The sequence below is a fragment of the Fibrobacter sp. genome, from assembly GCF_017551775.1.
Lineage (GTDB): Bacteria > Fibrobacterota > Fibrobacteria > Fibrobacterales > Fibrobacteraceae > Fibrobacter.
Genome location: NZ_JAFZKX010000038.1, coordinates 11,260 through 31,280 on the forward strand (window position 1 = coordinate 11,260; position 20,021 = coordinate 31,280).

Annotated in this window: 18 protein-coding genes; 6 read left to right on the forward strand and 12 right to left on the reverse strand. The window is 50.8% G+C overall.

Going from position 1 to position 20,021, the window contains the following annotated elements; translation table 11 throughout:
- Window positions 1-558 precede the first annotated feature (558 nt).
- The 7 genes from IK012_RS04480 to IK012_RS04510 all read right to left on the reverse strand — a co-directional run bounded on the left by IK012_RS04480 (window position 559) and on the right by IK012_RS04510 (window position 6,105).
- Window positions 559-1,272, reverse strand: a complete 714-nt coding sequence (locus IK012_RS04480) for a hypothetical protein (RefSeq protein WP_290951092.1) — start codon at window positions 1,270-1,272, stop codon at window positions 559-561.
- Window positions 1,269-1,901 (reverse strand): hypothetical protein, encoded by a 633-nt coding sequence (locus IK012_RS04485; protein ID WP_290951095.1) that lies wholly within the window; start codon window positions 1,899-1,901, stop codon window positions 1,269-1,271. Before IK012_RS04485 ends, IK012_RS04480 begins: the two co-directional genes overlap by 4 nt.
- A 23-nt stretch (window positions 1,902-1,924) precedes the next feature.
- Window positions 1,925-2,692, reverse strand: a complete 768-nt coding sequence (locus IK012_RS04490; protein ID WP_290951098.1) for a hypothetical protein — start codon at window positions 2,690-2,692, stop codon at window positions 1,925-1,927.
- Between the two features lie 105 nt (window positions 2,693-2,797).
- On the reverse strand, window positions 2,798-3,586 hold the full coding sequence (locus IK012_RS04495; RefSeq protein WP_290951100.1) for a hypothetical protein: 789 nt from the start codon (window positions 3,584-3,586) through the stop codon (window positions 2,798-2,800).
- The gene (locus IK012_RS04500) at window positions 3,583-4,227 is read right to left on the reverse strand and encodes a hypothetical protein (protein WP_290951103.1); all 645 of its coding nucleotides are present in this window, start codon (window positions 4,225-4,227) and stop codon (window positions 3,583-3,585) included. The genes IK012_RS04495 and IK012_RS04500 overlap by 4 nt, the downstream gene beginning before the upstream one ends.
- Window positions 4,224-5,024 (reverse strand): hypothetical protein, encoded by an 801-nt coding sequence (locus tag IK012_RS04505; protein ID WP_290951106.1) that lies wholly within the window; start codon window positions 5,022-5,024, stop codon window positions 4,224-4,226. The genes IK012_RS04500 and IK012_RS04505 overlap by 4 nt, the downstream gene beginning before the upstream one ends.
- Before the next feature lie 328 nt (window positions 5,025-5,352).
- Window positions 5,353-6,105 carry a hypothetical protein gene (locus IK012_RS04510; RefSeq protein ID WP_290951111.1) on the reverse strand — a complete coding sequence of 251 codons (753 nt, stop codon included), beginning with the start codon at window positions 6,103-6,105 and terminating at the stop codon, window positions 5,353-5,355.
- Between the two features lie 120 nt (window positions 6,106-6,225).
- On the opposite strand from IK012_RS04510, the gene IK012_RS04515 reads away from it, so the two are divergent.
- Together IK012_RS04515 and IK012_RS04520 are read left to right on the forward strand one after the other, a co-directional pair.
- A complete protein-coding gene (locus tag IK012_RS04515) occupies window positions 6,226-6,384 on the forward strand; it encodes a hypothetical protein (protein WP_290951114.1) in 159 nt (52 codons plus the stop codon).
- Between the two features lie 78 nt (window positions 6,385-6,462).
- The gene (locus IK012_RS04520) at window positions 6,463-10,008 is read left to right on the forward strand and encodes a hypothetical protein (RefSeq protein ID WP_290951117.1); all 3,546 of its coding nucleotides are present in this window, start codon (window positions 6,463-6,465) and stop codon (window positions 10,006-10,008) included.
- A 66-nt stretch (window positions 10,009-10,074) separates the two neighbouring features.
- Here IK012_RS04520 and IK012_RS04525 read toward each other — a convergent pair whose 3' ends face one another.
- The 5 genes from IK012_RS04525 to IK012_RS04545 form a co-directional block, all read right to left on the reverse strand.
- Window positions 10,075-11,856, reverse strand: a complete 1,782-nt coding sequence (locus tag IK012_RS04525; RefSeq protein WP_290951119.1) for a homocysteine S-methyltransferase family protein — start codon at window positions 11,854-11,856, stop codon at window positions 10,075-10,077.
- Between the two features lie 6 nt (window positions 11,857-11,862).
- Entirely contained in the window at window positions 11,863-12,312 is a 450-nt protein-coding gene (locus tag IK012_RS04530) for a hypothetical protein (protein ID WP_173383903.1), read from the reverse strand.
- 3 nt (window positions 12,313-12,315) lie between these two features.
- Window positions 12,316-13,239: a hypothetical protein gene (locus tag IK012_RS04535; RefSeq protein WP_290951125.1), complete on the reverse strand. Its 924-nt coding sequence runs from the start codon at window positions 13,237-13,239 to the stop codon at window positions 12,316-12,318.
- Window positions 13,240-13,292: 53 nt separating this feature from the next.
- A complete protein-coding gene (locus tag IK012_RS04540; RefSeq protein WP_173378183.1) occupies window positions 13,293-13,742 on the reverse strand; it encodes a hypothetical protein in 450 nt (149 codons plus the stop codon).
- 114 nt (window positions 13,743-13,856) lie between these two features.
- Entirely contained in the window at window positions 13,857-15,167 is a 1,311-nt protein-coding gene (locus tag IK012_RS04545; RefSeq protein WP_290951130.1) for a class I SAM-dependent RNA methyltransferase, read from the reverse strand.
- Window positions 15,168-15,270: 103 nt separating this feature from the next.
- Between IK012_RS04545 and IK012_RS04550 the strand changes: the two genes are divergently transcribed.
- From IK012_RS04550 to IK012_RS04565, 4 genes are all read left to right on the forward strand, one after another.
- The gene (locus IK012_RS04550; protein ID WP_290951133.1) at window positions 15,271-17,136 is read left to right on the forward strand and encodes a fibrobacter succinogenes major paralogous domain-containing protein; all 1,866 of its coding nucleotides are present in this window, start codon (window positions 15,271-15,273) and stop codon (window positions 17,134-17,136) included.
- Window positions 17,137-17,226: 90 nt separating this feature from the next.
- Window positions 17,227-18,285: an ABC transporter permease gene (locus IK012_RS04555; protein WP_290951136.1), complete on the forward strand. Its 1,059-nt coding sequence runs from the start codon at window positions 17,227-17,229 to the stop codon at window positions 18,283-18,285.
- 9 nt (window positions 18,286-18,294) lie between these two features.
- Window positions 18,295-19,080 (forward strand): ABC transporter ATP-binding protein, encoded by a 786-nt coding sequence (locus IK012_RS04560; protein ID WP_173378186.1) that lies wholly within the window; start codon window positions 18,295-18,297, stop codon window positions 19,078-19,080.
- Window positions 19,081-19,092: 12 nt separating this feature from the next.
- On the forward strand, window positions 19,093-20,019 hold the full coding sequence (locus tag IK012_RS04565) for an MlaD family protein (protein WP_290951140.1): 927 nt from the start codon (window positions 19,093-19,095) through the stop codon (window positions 20,017-20,019).
- The last annotated feature ends 2 nt before the right edge of the window (window positions 20,020-20,021 follow it).

Genomic DNA, 20,021 nt, shown 5'->3' on the forward strand with positions numbered 1-20,021 from the left:
GCGGGAATGTCTAGACTTGTACGCCTTGTGAACGATATCAAATTCAAATACAGTCTTTTTCCCGTCTTTTGTAACAACAATTTTGAGACGACTTGAGGGTTCGGGCATTCTTTTGTCAATAAATATGCCAAGTTTTCCGTCTATGACAGTCCTATATCTGACAAGGGATGAATCGATCTTTTCTGTATTGCCATCATACGTAATGTAAGCTTCAACAAAGACCGGCATACTGAGGTTATATACATTCACAGAATCAATGTATAAACAAGAAGTTTTATAATAGTGCTCTTGAAGTGTATCGTCTACAAATTCATATGATCCATGATTCAAATAATAATCAACATCACGATATTTTTCGACGGCATCGACATCCACTGATTTTTCGATGGTATAGAAGCAGTCGCTCCCACAAATCGGACAACAATTCCAGAAGAACAGACAAAGGATTAGGCACGCAATTTTTTTCATAACCGAAAACCCATCCAAGAATCATATCTAAAAAGTCAAGCCTTTCACAAAATGAATATAAATAATTCTTTTCAAGTTAGCACACGAAAGCTATCTTGACAAGGCTTCCTCATACTCACGGAGCTTTTTGTAACCGGGGCTTTCAAGCGGGAGGATGGAGGGGTCGAGTTTCAGGGGCTTGTAGCCTTCAAGGTCCTTGGGGTTTGTACGAATAGTCAGAGAACGGACTGCACCTGTGGCAGGTAACGAAATCTCATAGAAAGGTCCGCCATAATACATTCGATCTCTTTTTTTCTCAAAATCTTTATCGAATACACATTTATTCCTATCCTTCTCGGCACAAATCATCCTATGATTGCAGTAAGTCCCAGCCACGACCTGTGCGCTATCGCCACTGTAAAGAATTCGATAGACAGAATCTTTCTTGACCCATAACTTTCGATAATTAGGCAACATTTTTCCTACAAAAATATCAATAAACCTATCCGTATTGATTGGATATGGTGGTTGGTAATAGCATTCTATCATCAAAACGTCCAATCTATCATTTAAAACAAATCGGGCTACATCAGAACTACTATGAATATCGCGACATACTTTTTCAAACGAAGAATCGCCTGGTACAAAAGTTCCAGCCCTTTTCGAAACAACCCCATACCCTGTTATTCGGAATACGCCCCATTCTTCAAAAAAAACGACTTTCACCTCACTGGCACCATAGATTTGTTCTTCCGGATTTGTATAAAAAAGTCCGGCACAAGAACATAGCAAGAAAAACGCAATAACAGGCAGAATAAATTTCATCGGCACTCCGGGAAAGCAATGGAACTACTCAATTTTTCGACAATCTTAAAGACTTTTCCATAAACGGCAAAATACTCAGGTTGCCTTTCCCAAAAATCCTCGTATTTAATGTAATAGAAGTATCGCCGTTTTCCAGCCTTTTGCGAAAAACCCAATATCACGTGATTCTGATCCTTCTTTATTTCGGTTGATGACACGCTTTCATCTTCAAAGTAGGGGTCGACATACAGATGCGAATCCAGCTGCAGCGAGTCTAGCTGTGGCAAAACAGAACTTCCGTCAACTCCGAGGTTCATGCATTTGTTTCTCGAAATACCGGCTTTCTGCAAACTGTCGCGTTTTTCCATATATTGTTCCGGATGCAACCACGGAATAATCTTTGTTTCCGGGAGTTGGAATACTGTTATTTCACCCGATTCATTTGAATTGAATATAAATAAGCGCTGGATCCCATCACGTTCATAGAAAAGATATATGGCATCTTTATTTTCATCGAACAACGAATCGCCAAAAAAAGCAGTAAAACTCTTTTCACGATAATCATATGTCGGTTTGCTTTTTTCAAGGGCATAAAAGTAGTAATTCTGTATGCGAATTTCCGCATCTACAGACAACGACATCAACAGCATGATCAAAAAACAACAGCTCAATCTCATAAAGCCGGACAATCCTTTTTTGTTAATATCAGTTCATATCCATTAATATGATATTTTTCTGCTGAAAACTTTTGGGGATCAGAAACAAGGTTATACCAGCTACATTTCTGAACATCGTCCCCAAAAATATCCACAATTATGGAATCCGCTGAATTGAACCGTCTGAAAATCGGTTCAATATCGAATCGAGATCCCAAAACAGACAAATCTTCTATTTCAGCCACACGAACAGTCCCGTCATTTTTCTTTTCATATAGTATTGCGCTATATTTTTGGTTACGCCAACAATAATGTTCTATGCCAACATAGTTCCCATCCATAATTGAAGTCAATCTAGCATAAATATCTTTTGACACCTTTGTCTGCTTGATACATGTTTTCGAAAAAAAATCAATATTAGCCTTAACATGCTTATCGATACACGGGAAAAAACGGTTTATGGCTGGAACGCGTTGAATTGATGGTTCCATGTAGATTTTTACATAATCTGAATCTTTAGGCATATAGGCAAAAACATCAACTTCAATATTCCCAAATGTGCCCAGAATATACAGACCAGGTTTAAAATCATCTAAAAAGGAAATATTGGCATAAACCCTAGAATAGTTTATCTTTCCATCATAGATGTGCATTGGAGTTTTTTGAGCATAATAGTCCTTTGTCTTATATATAAAGTAATCGCAGTTGTCTTGAGAAAAAACAAAAGCCGCAAAGAACACGCAAACAATTAAAAGAATCTTTTTCACAAGAATAACCTTATTCATAACCCGTTAAGGTCAAATATATCTATTTTTTCATATAAAATGGCATACCATTATTTGCGATACGGCCTATTTTGGCAGACAGTATTTCACCGAATCGAACGTCATTCAAAAAAGTTTTCCGAGGGATTCCTCGTACTCGCGGAGCTTCTTGTAGCCAGGGCTTTCGAGCGGGAGGATGGACGGGTCGAGTTTCAGGGGCTTGTAGCCCCAGCCCGGATTATTCTGAACGGTAATCGAATAAACCGGAGCATCCAGCGGAAAAACAAGTTCATAGGCGTATTCAGGACAACCCTTTCCTCTTTCGTAATCGGGATTAATGCTTCTACGTATATATTCTGCACAAACAGAGCCTTTTTCCTCGTCGTTCAGTTTTCTATGAACAAAATTTGAATCTTGTACCACACTAATTCTTTCACCGATATAATATGCGTGGAATTGCGCATCAACAACGTTCATCAAGAAAGTACGTCGAAAAGCGTGCCGAAAAAAAGCTTCCATACTTTCAAAATCATCCTGTCGCAAAGATCTCATTTCGTAAAGGCACTCTGCACTCAAGGACGATTTATCTCCATTTGAATTAAAAATCCTCTCTCCAATCAAGGCTCCGTGCACACCATATTTCGGGCAAAAACGAGACAACGCAAGAGAGTCGGGAACCTCATTGTTGATAGCTTTCACAACTGATTCGGAAAACTCATTCGACTTGTAAATCTGCAATCTATCTCCTAGAAGTTGCACTTCGCCCAACTCCCAATAGATATTCAACGTAGTCTTTTCTGGATCAATAAGATTTTCGCCAGAACCATTAAAAATACATACATTTGCGGGAAAAAAACTTGTCCCCCAGAAACATCCTTGCAAAAGAACCGCAATCATTAAGAACGACTTTTTCATTTGCATCCCTCCAATTCTACCGTAAATGGGTATTGTTCTAGTTTTTCAAAGATTGCGACAAATTTATTTAAGGGATACTGTAATTCAGCTCCTTCTTGCCGGAAATCCGTAAAACGGAAATACCTTGATTGGCCTTCACGTTTTACGTAGCCACAATAGAAAGCCTTATTATATGAAGGAACATATTTATATCTATAAAACGAATAAGAATTTTGTTCTTTTGCCCTTACCATTGGATAACTATCTAGATCCATCGAAAGAAGCTCTACTCCCAGTGTTTTTTCAATTTCAATTTTCTGCTGGCATCGATGTTTTTTTACCATTTTTTTAAGATTCTGCATTTGCTCCAGATATCCCGAGGGATTCATCCAGCGAGAAACTCTTGCAGATGGAATCTGATATAATTCAACACTGTCACCCTCAAGAAAAACAACGAGACGAGAAATCTCATCCTTGTCGACAAACACGTAAAGTTTGCCTCTATTCCAGTCAATTTTGTTATCAAAAAATCTATTTATTCTATTCTTTTGCGCGACAACATCCATAGAATCAGTATTGAAGGTTTGAATTTCAAATACAGATTTGGGATTTGCACAGGCAAGTTCAACCACAAAAAGAAAAAACAAGAAGAATAATTTCACCGAGCATCCTCCTCCACCTGCCTAAGGACATTCTTATCGAAAAAAACACACCCCGACAATTCTTTGCATTCCGTCATCAGCTCACTGGCATTACCAAGATTACTCCAGCGACAATCCTCGAAACCCGTCATTATGAGTTTACTAAGTCCATCATACAATTCAATGTATTCCGTCACAAAATTCTTTGGTTCAAAGTAATCAAGGAACTCTGCCGGAGGAAGCATCTGGAAGAAATGCTTCTTGCCGGACTTTTCAACATAAATGATATAAAGATTACCTGTATTCGCAGACTCCCCCATACCATCATATATTGACAATCTCTTTTCTTCAATAACCGAATGTATGTGTCGATATAAATCGACCTGGACAGGGCGAGTCTCCCTGCATCGAGAATTTACAATACCTGCATGTCTCTGTACAATGCGATAATTGCACTTAAGCCATTGTGTTTCCAAAGATCCAGGACAGAATGGAATTCGAGGTATACGGGAGATTAGGATCGTTTCATTTCCATATGGAATAAATCCGTAAAAAAAATCACCTTTTTCACTAGAAGAAGTCCTTTGATGCAAAAGAATATGGACCCCGACCTCATCAAGGTTCAATTTTTTTCCATAAACACCTTCGTATGCTCCACTAATGACAAGGGAATCACCCATTTTCCCATCAGAACCGGCAAACAGCACACCAAGACCAGGAAAATTCCTAGCAAAAGGGAAAATAATCAAGAATAGCAAAAAAATTATTATGCGCTTACTTATAACCACGATTCTTGAACCCCCAGTTGCCTTGAGCATCCAAACCATCCTCCAAATGCGATATTTCGTCATGCAGCCCAGCAACCGTAACCCCCGCAAAGAGCCCACAGCCCTCCACGCTCCCGGCGCCGGTCTCGCCGCCGAAAGCGGCAATACGATGGCATTTATCTTCTTTTCTCTGATTGTACACAGAATGAATATAAATTATTTACCGAACTAGAATGATATAAAAGACATCCATTTGCGGGAATGTCTGGACTTGTACGCTTTTTAAACGATATCAAATTCGAACACAGTCTCTTTCCCGTCTTTCGTGACAACAATCTTGAGGCGACTTGAGGGTTCGGGCTTTCTTTTGTCAATAAAATCAGTAGCTGAGGCACTTGTCCAACTGTTTCTTGTCAACAAGGTTTTCCCAGCGGCATTCTTCAAAGTTGCTGTGAAATATAGAATAGAACTGCTCGTACAGGTAAATGTACTCGTCGATGATTTTATTCTTTTTCATTTCGTTGTCAATACAGCCCGGCGGGACCATTCGGATAATTTTTCTCTCACTTTTTTCTTGAGAAAGGATATAGAAGTATTCGTAACATTGCTCCCCTCTTTTTGAATAAAAAATTTCAGAACTTGATTGTCGTAAAGAAAGTCTATTTTCATCAAAAAACTTCTTTATAAGAATAGCCACACTATCTGAAATCTGTTTTATTCCATAACATCTGTCATAAATATTCCTTTTATTTTTCCACATGGCATTTTCTAAGCACTCGCGGCATTTTCCCATACTTGGTCCATCCTCACACTGATATTGAGGTATATAAATCATCTTCATTTTTTTTGAATTCACAGGAATATACGCAGAATAGCTCCCATCACCCAAAATTTCCGTTTGAGAGACTCTCCATTTTCCCATCTCCAAATAAAAACCATCCTGATTAACATCTAGCAGAGTTTCTCCAAAAAAATTTGTCATTTGTTCTTTAAAATATTTTAGATCATTATAATATTTAGCTTTCTTTAATTTCGTCTTAACATTCTCTCCTGTTGCGAAGACGATTTTTTCCTTGGCGAAAGAACTTATCGTAACAATAATCAAAAAAAACATTAATTTCCTGACAATCATTTTGCCCCTCCTAGTTCGAGAACCAGTATCCAATCATATCCAAGAAGAAAGAAAGCATTCATAATAATGTTCCTGAAGGGTATCCTCAACAAAATCAAATCTTTGAGTATTTAAAAGATAGTGAACATCACGATACTTTTCAACGGCATCGACATCCGCCGATTTTTCGATGGTATAGAAGCAGTCGCTACCGCAGAATGGGCAACAATTCCAGAAGAACAGACAAAGAAACAAGCATGCAAGTTTTTTCATCTTTTCCAACTCATCATGGATATTTAGTACTGTTTGGGCCCACTGAGCCATTTTGCCGTCAACTTTATGGGTTTTCGGGGCTGAATTTCCTACATTTATAGAACGATGTTTTTTGATGCGAAAAAGATTTTATGTTGTGCCACGGCACTCCTCGCGGTAGCCGCAAACGCTGCCGGTTTTTACGGCAACCAGAGCGATATCAAGTGGAAGACCGCCGATACGAAGCATTTCCAGTTTATTTACCCGCAGGAATACACGGAGCATGCATCCGTGCTCTCGTCGTATGCCGAAGCAGTCTACGATTCCGTCGTGAGCCGCTACAAGAAGGACCTGCCGGGCCGCGTGAACGCGGTGCTCAACAATGCGCTCTACAGCAACGGTAGCGCCGTCCCGAGCGAAAACGCGGTGAACCTCTGGCTCACCAACTGGGATTTCAAGGTCCGCAGCAGCCACGGCTGGCTCGCCGACGTCATCACGCACGAATTCAGCCACCTGGTAAGCATCGAGAACGGCAGCAAGATCCTCCCGAGCATTTACGGCCTGCAAATCGGCTACACCGACTACTACAACGAGCGCATCACGAGCGACTTCTCGACTTTCATCCCGTTCACGCTACAACCGCTCTGGTTCGCCGAAGGTACGGCGCAGTTCGAATCCGCACGCATGGGCTTTGACGCCTGGGATACCCACCGCGACATGTTGCTGCGCGTCGCCGCCCTCAACGATTCGCTCCTCCCGCTCGAATACATGCACAACTTCTCCGACAACTCGCTATTCGCCGAACTCGGCCCCTACACGCAAGGGTTCGCTCTCGTGCGCTACATAGCGAAGCATTACGGAGAAAACGCCATCCCGAAAATTTGGACGGAACTTTCGCGCCCGTACAGGGTCACGCTCGACGGCGCCCTCAAGAAAGCCATCGGCATCAGCGAAAAGGAACTCTACGCAGCCTGGAAAAAGGAAATCACCGAAGCCTACAAGGCGCAGAAGGATTCTCTCGGCACGCTCGTCGAAGGCAAGAAGTTAACCACGGACGCCTTCTGGCAGGACTTCCCCGTAGTCGCGGGCGACCACCTGTACGGCGTTTCCAACTTCGGCGGGCAGTGGTTCGACGGCGCCGTTTTCAAGATGCCGCTCACGCCGGACAGCACGGCAAAGGATGCTCCCGCGGACACGGCCGCCAACAAAATTGACGGCATCGAAATCGGCCAGATATCTATCGAGGAAGAAACCGACGAAGATTCCACCATCAATATCGGCGACTACGCGAAGAGCGGGTTCCGCGCGAAGAAGCCCTGGTTCGACAAGGGCATCGACGTGTACAACGCTCCGGAGAAAGGCCCCATCCTCGCCTACGTGACATTCCAGAACCGCGACAAGGACGGGCACGCCCATTTCGATATCGCGGTGAGCGACACGAACAAGAACAAGCTCACGCTGACCTACCTCACCGACGCGGTCTACCCCGCATTCAACAGGCAGGGAACCGAAGTCGTCTTCGTGCGCCGCGAGCCCCACAGCACGCGCTTCGTCCTGAGCAAGGTTCCCTTTACCGCGAACTTCGACGAATACACCTCCGAAGACCCGATCGACATCTTCGTGCCCGACGCGAAATACCGGTACTACAACATATACAGCCCGAAGTACAGTCCCGACGGCATGCGAATCGCCTTCAGCTTCTTCGACGACGTGCACCGCGGCATCGCCGTCATCGACTCGGACGGCAAGAACATGAAAATCCTGAGTTCCGAAAACTTTGACGAACGCGACGTAAACTGGATAGACGACAACAGGATTGTTTTCGCAAGCAACAGGAACGGCATTTTCAACCTCATCGAGAAGGACCTAGCCACCGGGGCCGAACGCGCACTCACGAACGTCATCGGCGGCGCATTCACGCCGGTTCTCGCGGGCGACACGATGTACTACACGCAGTACGACAAGGACGGGTTCTCGCTCTACAAGCTCCCGTACGCAACAGTCGCGATGGTAAACGACACGACGGTGAACATCTCCCGGCGGGACAGCACCATCCAAGTCGCCGACACCGCATGGAACAACTGCGCAGATTCCAGCACAACCGCGGACTCTATCGCCGCCACGCAAATCCAGAATGACAGCGCCCAGGCCAACACGGCCGCGAACTGCACGTCCGGACCGGTCGTCACCATGCGCGATTCCGTCATCAAGATTCTCGATACGACCTACACCATCACGCAGAAGCCCGCCACCAACGAAATCGTACTCAAGGGCTCGCCCATCCCGCGCATCGAAAAGCATATCGAACTCGAAGACCGCGAATTCGCAGGCACCGAGCAGAACTACAAGCCCATCCCGACTGTCCCGCTGTTCATCCCGATTCTCTCCTTCAGCGAGAACGCGCCCGACCTCACCGTATTCGGCGAAGGCCAGCTCAAGGCGAAGGCGGGCCTCGCGATGATCATCTCCGACCCGCTCAAGAAGAACACCATCCAGCTGGGACTCCTCCTGGAACTCGGGCAGGGCTTCGATTACATCAACACCGACGGCCTCAACCCGAAACAGGAAAAGGAATTCTTCGTCGCGTGGGAGAACCACAGCACGCCTATCGACTTCGGCTTGTCGTACACCTACGCGAACTACACGAGCAAGGACACCGTCCGTTACGAAGACGTCCGCGCCAAAGAAGACAGCATCGGCGTAAGCCACTACGCTGTCCCCATGCAGGCAATCACGGGAGCCGCGGGCTACAGCCTGTTCAAGTCGAGCGACACCCTGCAGCTCGCTCTCGGCTACGACTGGGCAAACTTCGACCTTTACGAAGACAAGTTCGCCTGGACATACCATAAGCGCTTCAGCGCGATGGCCATGTTCGGAATTTACGGCGACGAGGAAGGCGAAGACGGCACGGGAATCAGCGGACAGGGCAACGGCTTCACCATCTACTACCAGTACTCGAACAGCGACCTTTACCGCCCGGGCACGTTCGCCGAAAGTTTCTACGTCACCGAAAGCGGCTCCATCAAGCCCAAGTACAGGAACTTCAACATCAACGAATTCGGCTTGAACCTCTACGGAAGCATCCAGAGCCCCCTCACCGGAGCACGCCTCGCCGCAGGCGCGAAGCTCGGCGGAATCTTCCACTGGGATACCGACGCGAAGGACTCCAACGGTGCCAAGGTAGACACGCTCGACTCGTACTACTACAGCGCCGTGTTCCTGGAAGGCTACCCCTACCTGCGCAATTCCGAGAGCTACACGCGCGCAGGCACCAAGACGGCCATGGCCGAAGTCCACTACCTCTTCCCCGTCTACGAGGACTGGCGCAAGGGATTCTGGATTTTCGAGACGCGCGGCTTCTACATAGACGCATTCGCGCAGATCGGCGCCGCCTGGAACAGCAAGTGGTTCGACACGGACAAGTTCACGGACCACGACTTCTGGGACCGCTCCGTGGGCATCTCCTTCAGGTGGAGCAACAAGCTGTTCTACAGCATCCCGCTCGACATCTCGCTCACGTTCGCCCGCGCCCTGAGCCGCATCGGCGACGAGAACGGGAGGGAAGGCAGCTGGAAGCCCTCGCCCATCGACATCCCGATTTTGCCGGACGCAGCATCGCCCACGCGAATCAAGTTCGCCATCGGCATGGGATTCATCAACAGCTGGCAATAAAAAAACGCCCCTCGGGGCGAAACCGTATTTTTCAGGAAACAGGCCGCGAGCAGAACCGCGGCTTTTTTAATACCTGTCGGCGACAAAGGTCTGGAGCTTTTCCCTCGCATCGGGCGTACGCGAAAGGACAAAGTCCTCGAGCAGGCAGCTCAGCCTGTACGGAATTTCCTCGTACGCGGGGAACGCTTCCTCGTCCGCGACAATAAAATCGAGCCCGCTCTTTTTCGCATGGTGCAGGAATACGGAATACAAGCCCCCCTTGATTTCCTCGTCGTCGAAATCAAGCCCGAGCAGCGCCGCATCGCCCAGCACATGGGCGTAGGGCAGGTTCGCCTTCACGTAGCGGCACACCTTGAAAAGCAGGTTCACGGGATCGGAAACGACCTCATCGTCATACTTCATGTTCGGTTCGAACACGATATCCTCGGCGAGGAAGTTCAGTTTGCCCACCAGCAGGCGGTACATGCGCTCGACAATCTCGCTCACGCGCTCGAATGTTTCGGCGGGGCCCTTCTCGTCTTCGGCGAAGCACACGACGGCAAAGCCGCGCTTGCGAATTTCAGCGGCCTTCGACAAGAAGGTTTCTTCGCCTTCGGAAAGGCTTATCGAACGCGCGATGCCCTTTCCCTGCACGCTTTCCATGCCGGTGAGCAGCACGTCCCATTTCGCCGACTGCACCATGACCGGACGAACCGTCTGGCCCGCGTTCACGACATCGCCGTCCCCGTCCAGGTTCACCGTCAATATCTGCGCACCGCCATTCCCGCCGATTACCACGCAGGGGCCCTCGTGCGAAATGTTCATCGGGTCCAGCCCGCTCAAAAGCATGTTGTAGCGTCGCGCCGGGATGCGCCTCGTGCGGCTTCCCTTCAGCGCCTTCACCATAAAGCGCACGGTCTCGGGGCTCGTCCCGCGGCTGCCGCCGATAACGCTCACGAGCCCGCCGTCGGAATAGCGCCAAATCCTCTTCGCGCATTCCTTAGCCGCATCGTTATCGTGCTGTCCAATCTTTTGCAGGTCGACGGTTTCCATCACGCTCATGCGGACCGGCGCCGTCCCCATGCCCTTCAGGTACGGGAACACGTCCTGCGTTTCGCCCGCGCCTTCGAACCCGATGCAGAACACCGGGAAACTGCTCACGCTGTACCACAGCGCCTCCGCCGTCTGCCCGGCAAGCAGGCGACCGCCGCGTTCCGACACCAGCGCCGAAACCATTATCGGAACAAGTTCCCCGCGCTCGTTGCAAACCTTGTCTATCGCGAACAGCGCAGCCTTCACGCATAAAGCGTCGTCCGCCCCGTCCAGAAGCAATATGTCGGCACCTCCGTCCAGAAGCCCGCGCGCCTGATCCACGAAGGCATCCACCAGTTCGTGGAATCCGACCGAACTTCCCGCACCCGCAGAAGCGATTCCCATGCAGCCCGCGACAAACTTGCGTTCGACGACCTGCCCGATTTTTCCCGTGCGGCAGTTCCGGAGGTCGTCGTCATATTCCGCCAGCGCCTCGCAGGCGACTGCGGCGCCCGCCTTCGCGATTTCGTAAGCCATGTCCTCCAGGCAGAACGGCCGTTGGCCGAACGCGTTCGCACCGCCGGTATTCGTGCGGATAATGTCCGCCCCCGCTTCCAAGTAGGCCCTGTGGACCTTCTTCACGCGATCCGGCGCCGTAACGCAAAGGACTGCATCATCTCCCAAAAGGTCGACCGGATGATCAGCGAACTTCTTCCCTCGGAAATCCTTTTCCTTGGGCATCTGGAGCGAGAGCTGCGAACCGAAATTCCCGTCCATGACGAGAATACGTCCGTTGCACGCGCGTGCGAAATCCTGGTAGGCCTGGGAAAGATTCACGGCAACCTACCTTCTGGTGTTCGGGACCTCACCGGGAAGCAGTTGCCCTGGACTCGTGCGCTGTGCGTCACGGCCCCTGAAATTCGGACTGCTCTGCTGGACTTGCGCCTTCTTCACCTCGGCCTGCACATCCATCAGATGCTTCTCCCAGGTTTTCATAGCGTCGTCAAGTTCCCCGCGTGCCTGGAGCATGAGCTCGCGCAGCTGCATCAGTTCTTGCATCTGCTCGCGCTTCATTATCCAGAGTTCTTCTTCTTCGGGCATGCGCTCGATATTGAAAAGCAAATTTAGGTAACGTTCCTCGGCTTCCTTGTAGGCCTTGTACGTTTCCTTGTACATCAGGTATCGATCGTCCACCATCGTCTGCTGAGGAGACGGATGCGTAGTACAACCCGTAAATACCGCTGCGCAGGCGACAACGGTAACGGCAAAGATGTTGCGGACAAGGACTCGCATAGGCTATTCCTTTTCCGCGCGCTTGATATTGTAGAGGCGTTCGTGGGTGATATGGCTTACGAAAGTCGCCGTGTCGTTCGTCGCGGGATTCACCATGGTGTGCTTGCCCACCTTCACTTCGCGTTCCTGGCAGGGCACGCCCGTCTCGGGGTCCATCATCACCTCGTATTCGGTATCGTATTCGGCCTTGTGCCCCTTGGTGTAGGCGATGAACTTCTCGGGAACAATCTTGCTGTTCACATGCTGCTCCCAGATGTAGTACGGGAAGCTTTCCGTCTCGTGCAGGTAAATCTTGTAGTCCAAGCAATGGCGGTGGTCGCGGTTCTCGAACCCGCGGGTCACCACGGAATCGATCTTGATAAGCGCGAAATTGAGACGGCCCTGATCCTTGAGCATCTGCGTGATGTTCGCCTTCACCGGGACGGTCCCCGTCAGCATGTGGTCCATTTCCCAGCGGTGCTTCTCGAGGCGCCTCAGGTGCGGCTTGTAATCCGGATTCAAAAGCTGCTTGCGCCAGCGTTCGGGCATCGGGATATGCGCGAGCAGCGTGTCATAGCCATCTTCGAGCCCCGTAATGCTCACCATATCGCGGTCAATCGCCGCGAAATCCACTTCCTTGACGCGCCAGGCGAGTTCCGACGGCATGAAGTTCTTGAGGTACCCGCGGGAATTGTCCACCCTGTAGAGACGCTTCACCTTGGTCGTATCGCCCGCTGTCGAATAATTCAAGTCCACATAGGCAGCGGTAATCGTGCCCATCTGCTCTTCACCCTTCAGGTCTATTGTCGCAAAGTAACTTTCGGTATAGACCTCCACGTCCACAGGCTCGGAAAGCTTGTAGTTGATGGTCACCTCGGATTCCCCGCAACCGGCAAGGAAAGCAGCAGGCAGAAGGCCTAGAACACCGATAATTTTTTTATAAAGCATGTATATCCTGTAGAAAGTTGAAATTCAGAATGGGGCACGAACGGGACTACGACCTAGATCTTGTTCTTGACGAGCGTAATCTCTTTCACGGCAAGGAGGCGGTCGCCCGTAGTAGCTTCGATGACGATCTGGCCCGGAGCCCTATGACGGGTAAGCTCGGCGGCAGTCATGAGTCCCCCGCGCTTGGAATGGCCCTGGAGCGTATAGACGCTCACCTTCTCGTTCACCTTGGTCTCGTAGTGCCAAATCTCCTTACCCTTATTTTTTTCCGTCCCTTCGTAGAACGCTATCTTGAGCGTCGGGAAATCGAAGCCCGTCCCGTAGCGGAACTGGAGAATCATCGGGTTGATGAGTTCGAATTCACTTGTCGTGTCGGCTACCAGCTGCATCGCCGGATTCCATTCGCGGCCGCACACGATATGCGGGTCTTCGGTGGAGCAGGACGAGAAAAATGCCCCCATGGCAATCACCAAGAGAAGGGCGATTCTTGCAAGTTTATTCATTTTGAGCCTCCCTGGAAAAATACCTAATTAACAAATTAGCAAAATCCCCCAAAAATGCCATATATATGGCGCAGTTTTTACATTTTATGGCGATTTTTGCGTTTAAAGCCGCTTTTAGCGGGCCAAAACGAGCATCATTTCGAGGTGAGGGGTCTGCGGATAGAAGGCAAAAGCCTCGGCGCGGCGGATTTTGAAGCCAGATTGGGCCAAAACGGCCGTATCGCGGGCAAGCGTCACCGGGTCGCACGACACGTAAATCAGGCGGTTCACGGAGGATGCGGCAAGGGCTGCGGTACAGCTCGGCGGGAGCCCCGTACGGGGCGGGTCCACGATAAGCGTCGCGGGGGTGTCCACGACGTTTTCTTGCAGCCAGTCTTCGGCCGGGGCGGACACCGACTCGCACTTTTCTGACAAATTAATTTTAGCGTAGCGGAGGCAGTTGTCGTCGCGTTCCACGGTCGTCACACGCTTGAACTTGTCTTCGAGCATCGCGGCAAAGAACCCTACCCCGCTAAAGAGGTCGATGAGCCAACTGTCGCTTGCTTCACCGATTGCAAGACCCTCGTCTACGGCGTCGCGCACGGCCTGCACCAGCGAGGGCAACAGCGAGAGGTTGCTCTGGAAAAAGACTTCCGCGCCGGCATGGACGTTTTTGCCCGCAACAGGCACGACGCACGAAGGATCGCTAGACTGAATCCCGGGAGCAGACGACCCGCGGGCATCATGTCTGTCCGTACCGCAGTAGAAGCGCACATCGCCCGCGCCATTGTCAAAGAGGTTCACGTCCGTTTCACTGCCCCGGCGGAACTTGCCCGCAAATATCTCGCGGGCCTTGCCCTGCAAAAAGCAGTTCAGCGCGGGCGACAGCACCGGGCATTCCTTGAAGAGCGCGATGCGGTTGCTTTCTGGCATGCGGAACCCGAAACGCACGATGTCCTTTTCCCCCGCACGGTCGCAGGTCACCACGACGCGGGCGCGGTTGCGGTACCCCCACGCGGGGCCCGTATGCACCTTGAAATCTTCGGGCAAATCGATGCGGGCGATGCGCCGGAAGTTTTCACGCTCGACACGCGCCAAGTATTCCGCCTGCTTTTCGCTGTCCAGATGCTGCAGGCTACAGCCGCCGCACTTGCCATACAGCGGGCAGCGCGGTTCCACGCGGTCGGGGCTCGGTTCAAGAATTTCTACGGCGCGTCCGCGGGTAAAATCCTTCTTCGCGAACGTGAGCGCCACCTTGCAGAGTTCCCCCGGCAAGGCTCCCGCAACAAAGCACACGCGACCATCGGGCAAGCGCGCCATGCCCTCGCCACCCTGCACCATCTTCTCGATACGGACCTCGAACGTTTCGCGAGCGGGCTTCAAAAAAGCGGGGCGGTTGGGAGTCGGCCTGCGCGACCTTCCTGGCTTGTAAAAATTGCGGGACATCGGGCATAAAGATAGAAAAAACACATATTCAGCGCCAAATACGAAAAAAGGCGCCCCCGCACACAGGGAACTTTCCTATATATTAAAAAAAGGAGAAATAAACATGAAGCGCTCCCTCTACACAGTATTTGCCTGCACAGCATTCCTCGTCGCCTGCGGTGATGACGACTCGTTTACCCCGAAAGTCCCCGAGTTGCCTGGCGAAGTGGCCGACATGGACGAGCTCAAGGAGTTCGAGTGCAACGACGACCTCATTGGCAAGAAGGTTTATGTGAAAGACCTCGAAACGGACTACGAATGCGATGGCGACCATTGGTTCGAGGCCGTCGATACGGGCAAGTCGAGTTCGTCTTCCAAGAAAACGTCTTCGAGCAGCGCAAAGTCCAGCAGTTCTGCAGAATCTTCGTCCAGCGAGAAATCCAGTAGTTCCGCAGAGTCTTCATCCAGTGGAAAGTCGAGTTCCAGCGAGACAAGCGTGTCCAGCTCCGCAAAGTCGAGTTCGAGCTACACAACCCCATTGCTCTCTCACTGCGATATAGGTACCGACGAAAACTGCTTTAAGGACGCCCGCGATGGTCAAACATACAGAACGGTCAAAATCGGAAATCAGGTTTGGATGAGGGACAATCTGAACTTCAGAACAGGAAGTAGTTCCTGCTATAACGATGACACCAGCTTCTGCACTAAGTACGGTTTGCTCTACACCTGGGCAACAGCCTTAGACAGCGTTGGCGAATTCAGTACAAACAGCAAGGGCTGCGGATATAACGCATTGTCGTGCCGACCAGTTTCTCCGACATACGGAATCTGCCCAGATGGATGGAGAATTCCTTCAACCATCGATTGGAGTATTTTGTTTGGTAAGGTTGGAGGCAAGGATGTTGCCGGCAAAGCCCTCAAATCCGCATCTGATTGGCTAAACGACGGCAACGGGACAGACGAAGCATCGTTCACGGCCTTGCCGGGAGGACGTTTCGAAGAAGGAATATTCTATCTCATAGGTAACGATGCATCTTTTTGGGCCAGCAATCCCAATACTACCACATATGTCAGATTAGTTGATTATGTAGCTATGTCTGACGATCTCGACAAGGCAGCTCAGTACCAGACTGAACCATACAACAAGCGTTACATTCGTTGCATCAAGATTGATACTACTCAAACAGCATCTTCGTCCAGCATCACACCGAAGTCGAGCTCTAGCGAGACAAGCGTGTCTAGCGAAGCCCTATCGTCGAGCAGCGAAGCCTCTTCGTCCAGCGTAGAATCGAGTTCCAGCGAATCCAGCAGCAGTTCCGTGGCGCTTGCTACTCCCTGCAAGACAGCAACCGAAGACAACTGCGAATACGGGTCCTTGACGGACGAACGTGACGGAAAGACCTACAAGACCGTCAAAATCGGCGAGCAGGTGTGGATGGCGGAGAACTTGAACTACGCCTACTTGCAGCCTACCGAAACCATGGATTCCAGTAGTTTCTGCTACAAAGACAATGCGAGCAACTGCGACAAGTTCGGACGTCTTTACCTATGGAGTGCGATAATAGATTCAACAAGGCTTGCAACAGATGCAAACAACCCGAAGGATTGCGGCTTTCAAAAAGAATGTGATCTAGGCAAAATACAGGGAATATGCCCCGATGGATGGCACATACCGACAAATGACGAATTTAAAACTCTGATGGCAGCGGTGGGTGGTGATTCCATAGCGTGCAAAATGCTCAAGTCTACCAGCGGTTGGAGCAACTACGGCAGTGGTACGGATCCGTTCGGTTTTACAGCACTCCCTGGCAATATCCGGTTCAACGACGGGACATTCAATTATGAAAACGAATATGCGCAGTTCTGGAGCACACGCGAATTCTCAAAGCTATACGGAAACACTTTGTACCTATTCACCAATAACAAGAATGCTTATATAAGCGTTACACAAAAAAACTACGCTGTATCCCTCCGCTGCATCAAGGACTAGCGCATTCAACCCGCAACTACTGCACTTTATCAAAAAAAAAGCCGCTCCGCATAAGCAAAAAGCATTTTATTGTTATCTTTGTGCTCTAAAATGACGACAATCATCTTGCCAGAAACGCTTACCGCGGCCAACAGCAAAGAACTGCTGAGGAATTGCACAAAGCAACTCCGCAGCGGTGCCTTGTGTCTCGACGGCAGCAATCTCGCAAGCATGGACTACAGCGGCGACGCCTTCTTCGCGCTTTTGGCGGAACTTTCCGAAAAGACGGGTAACACGCTCACCCTCGCCCACTTCAACGCAGACATCAAGGCGCACCTTTCCGCCCTCCGCAGAATGGAACCGCCCGAAAAGCCGCAAAAGGGCACGAACAACATCCTCGAGATGCTGGGCGGTGTCGGGTTCGCCGTATTGAAGGAAACCTTCGAGGTCCTGACGCTCCTGTTCATGTCCATCTACTGGACCATCTTCGGGCCGTTCGACAAGGGCAAGATCCACTTTGGCGGTGTCGCCAAGCAGATGTTCAAGTCGGGCAGCGAGGCCATGGGTATCTGCTTCCTGTTCGTCGGGCTCATTTGCCTTACGATGGCGCTCCAGAGTTCCATCATGCTGAATGCGGTGGGTGGCGGCTCCTACCTCGCCTCGGGGCTGGGCTTCCTGATTTTCGCGGAAATCGGCCCGCTCCTTACGACCATCATTCTCGCCGGGCGTTCCGGCAGCGCCATGGCCGCCGAAATCGCGAACATGAGCGTGTGCGAAGAGGTCAAGGCCATCAAGTCCATGGCCATCCCGCCAGTGCAGTACCTCGTGGTTCCGCGTTTCATCGCCCTGAGCATCACGACGCCGATCCTCTCGTTCTGCTCGTCCATCGTCGGCAGCCTCGCCGGGTTCCTCATCGCGTACTTCTTCTGCGACATTTCGTTCTCCAACTACATGATGGGCATCCGCGAAGGTATCGCCCCCATCACGTTCCTCAAGAGCACCATCAAGGCGCTCGTGTTTGGCTGGATCGTGACGCTTATCGCCTGCAACAAGGGGCTGAACGCCCACGGCGGTGCCGAAGCCGTCGGTAAGGCGACTACGTCGAGCGTCGTCGCCGCGATTTGCACCATCGTCATTTCCGACACCCTTTTCGCCTTCATTTTCTACTAGGAGCATTCGATGGAAGAAGAAATCCTCAAAGTAGATCACCTGAAGGCAAGTTACGGACGCGAGTCCATTCTGAAGGATATTTCCTTCGGCGTGAAGCGCGGCGAAATTCGCATGGTGCTCGGCAGTTCGGGCTGCGGAAAGTCGACGCTCCTGAACAACGTCCTGAAATTCATCAAGTCGGACGAAGGGACCATCACCTACTTCGGAAAGACCTTCGGCGCGAAGGAAGGCCTCGACAGCGAGACCCGCATGCGCACGGGCGTGCTTTTCCAGAGCGGCGCCCTCATAGCGGACCTTACCATCGCCGAGAACGCGATGCTGCCGCTCAAGCGCAGCATGCCCTACATGCCCAAAAGCCAGATGGAAGCGATTGTCGCCGACCGCCTGGAGAAGGTCCACCTGCTGCACGCCTTCCACAAGTACCCGGGCGAAATTTCGGGCGGCATGAAGAAGCGCGCTGCCCTCGCCCGCGCCATCGCGCTCAAGCCGGAACTGCTTTTCTGCGACGAACCTTCCACGGGCCTCGACCCGGTGACGGCCCGCTCGCTCGACGAACTTTTGCTCGAACTGCGCGACACACTCAAGGTATCGATGGTCATCGTGAGCCACGAACTCGAGAGCATCAAGATTATCTGCGACCGCTTTGTGTACCTGAAGGACGGCTACGTGCTCAAGGACGCGACCCTCGAAGAGGGAATGCAGTCCGACGATCCGACCCTAAGGCACTTTTTCAACCGGCAATGCCCCAAGGAAGAAAACTCCGCCGGGCTTTACCACTTTAATTTTATAGATTGATTCGGAGAAGCAATGGAAACCACCCGATCCGAAAGAATTAAACTTGGCGCATTCATGCTGTTCTGCGGCGTGCTTATATGCGTGTTCCTCGGCTACGTGCTCAAGCGCTACCTGAGCGAACAGTACGACAACTACTACACCATATTCAGCACCTCGGTGAACGGACTCTTTGTAGACGCGAAGGTCAAACTTAATGGTATCGACGTAGGTAGCGTCACGCGCATCACCATCAACGAAGAGAACCTGAACGAAGTCGTGGTCGCCTTCAAGGTCACGCACGGCACTCCCATCAAGATCGGCACCCGCGCGGGCATGACGGCGGGCATGAACCTCACCGGCGAAAAGCAGGTGGTGCTCTCGGGCGGCGCATTCTCGGAACCGAACGTCCCCGAAGGCGGACTCGTGCCGGCGGAAGTCTCGCATTTCGACCACATCACGAGCCAGGCGGGCGACATCGTCGCGCACGTGGATTCCGTGCTCGTGAACGTCAACACGCTGCTCTCCAGCGAAAACGCGCAGAACCTGAGCAAGGCCATCAAGAACTTCGAAGAAATGACGGCCAACCTGAACCGCGTCACTCAGGGCCTGGCAAAGCCCCTCGCCAACATCTCGAAATCCGCCGAATCGATACACCGCGTGATGGGTGAAATCGAAGAAGCGAAAATCGCGGCAAAGGCGGGCGAAGACCTCGACATCCTGAAGGAAAAGATCGACGCCATCGACACGAAGTCGATGAACGAGAACCTCACGAAGGCGATGGAATCCATCAGCCAGCTTTCGAAGCGCATCGACGGCATGGTCTACAAGAATCAGGACCAGGTCGGAGAGGCCATCGTGGAACTGAACACCGTGCTCGAGAACCTCGAAGAATTCAGCCAGAAAATCAAGAACAATCCCTCCGCGCTCATCCGCGAACCCGCGAAGACCCGCCGCAAATAAGG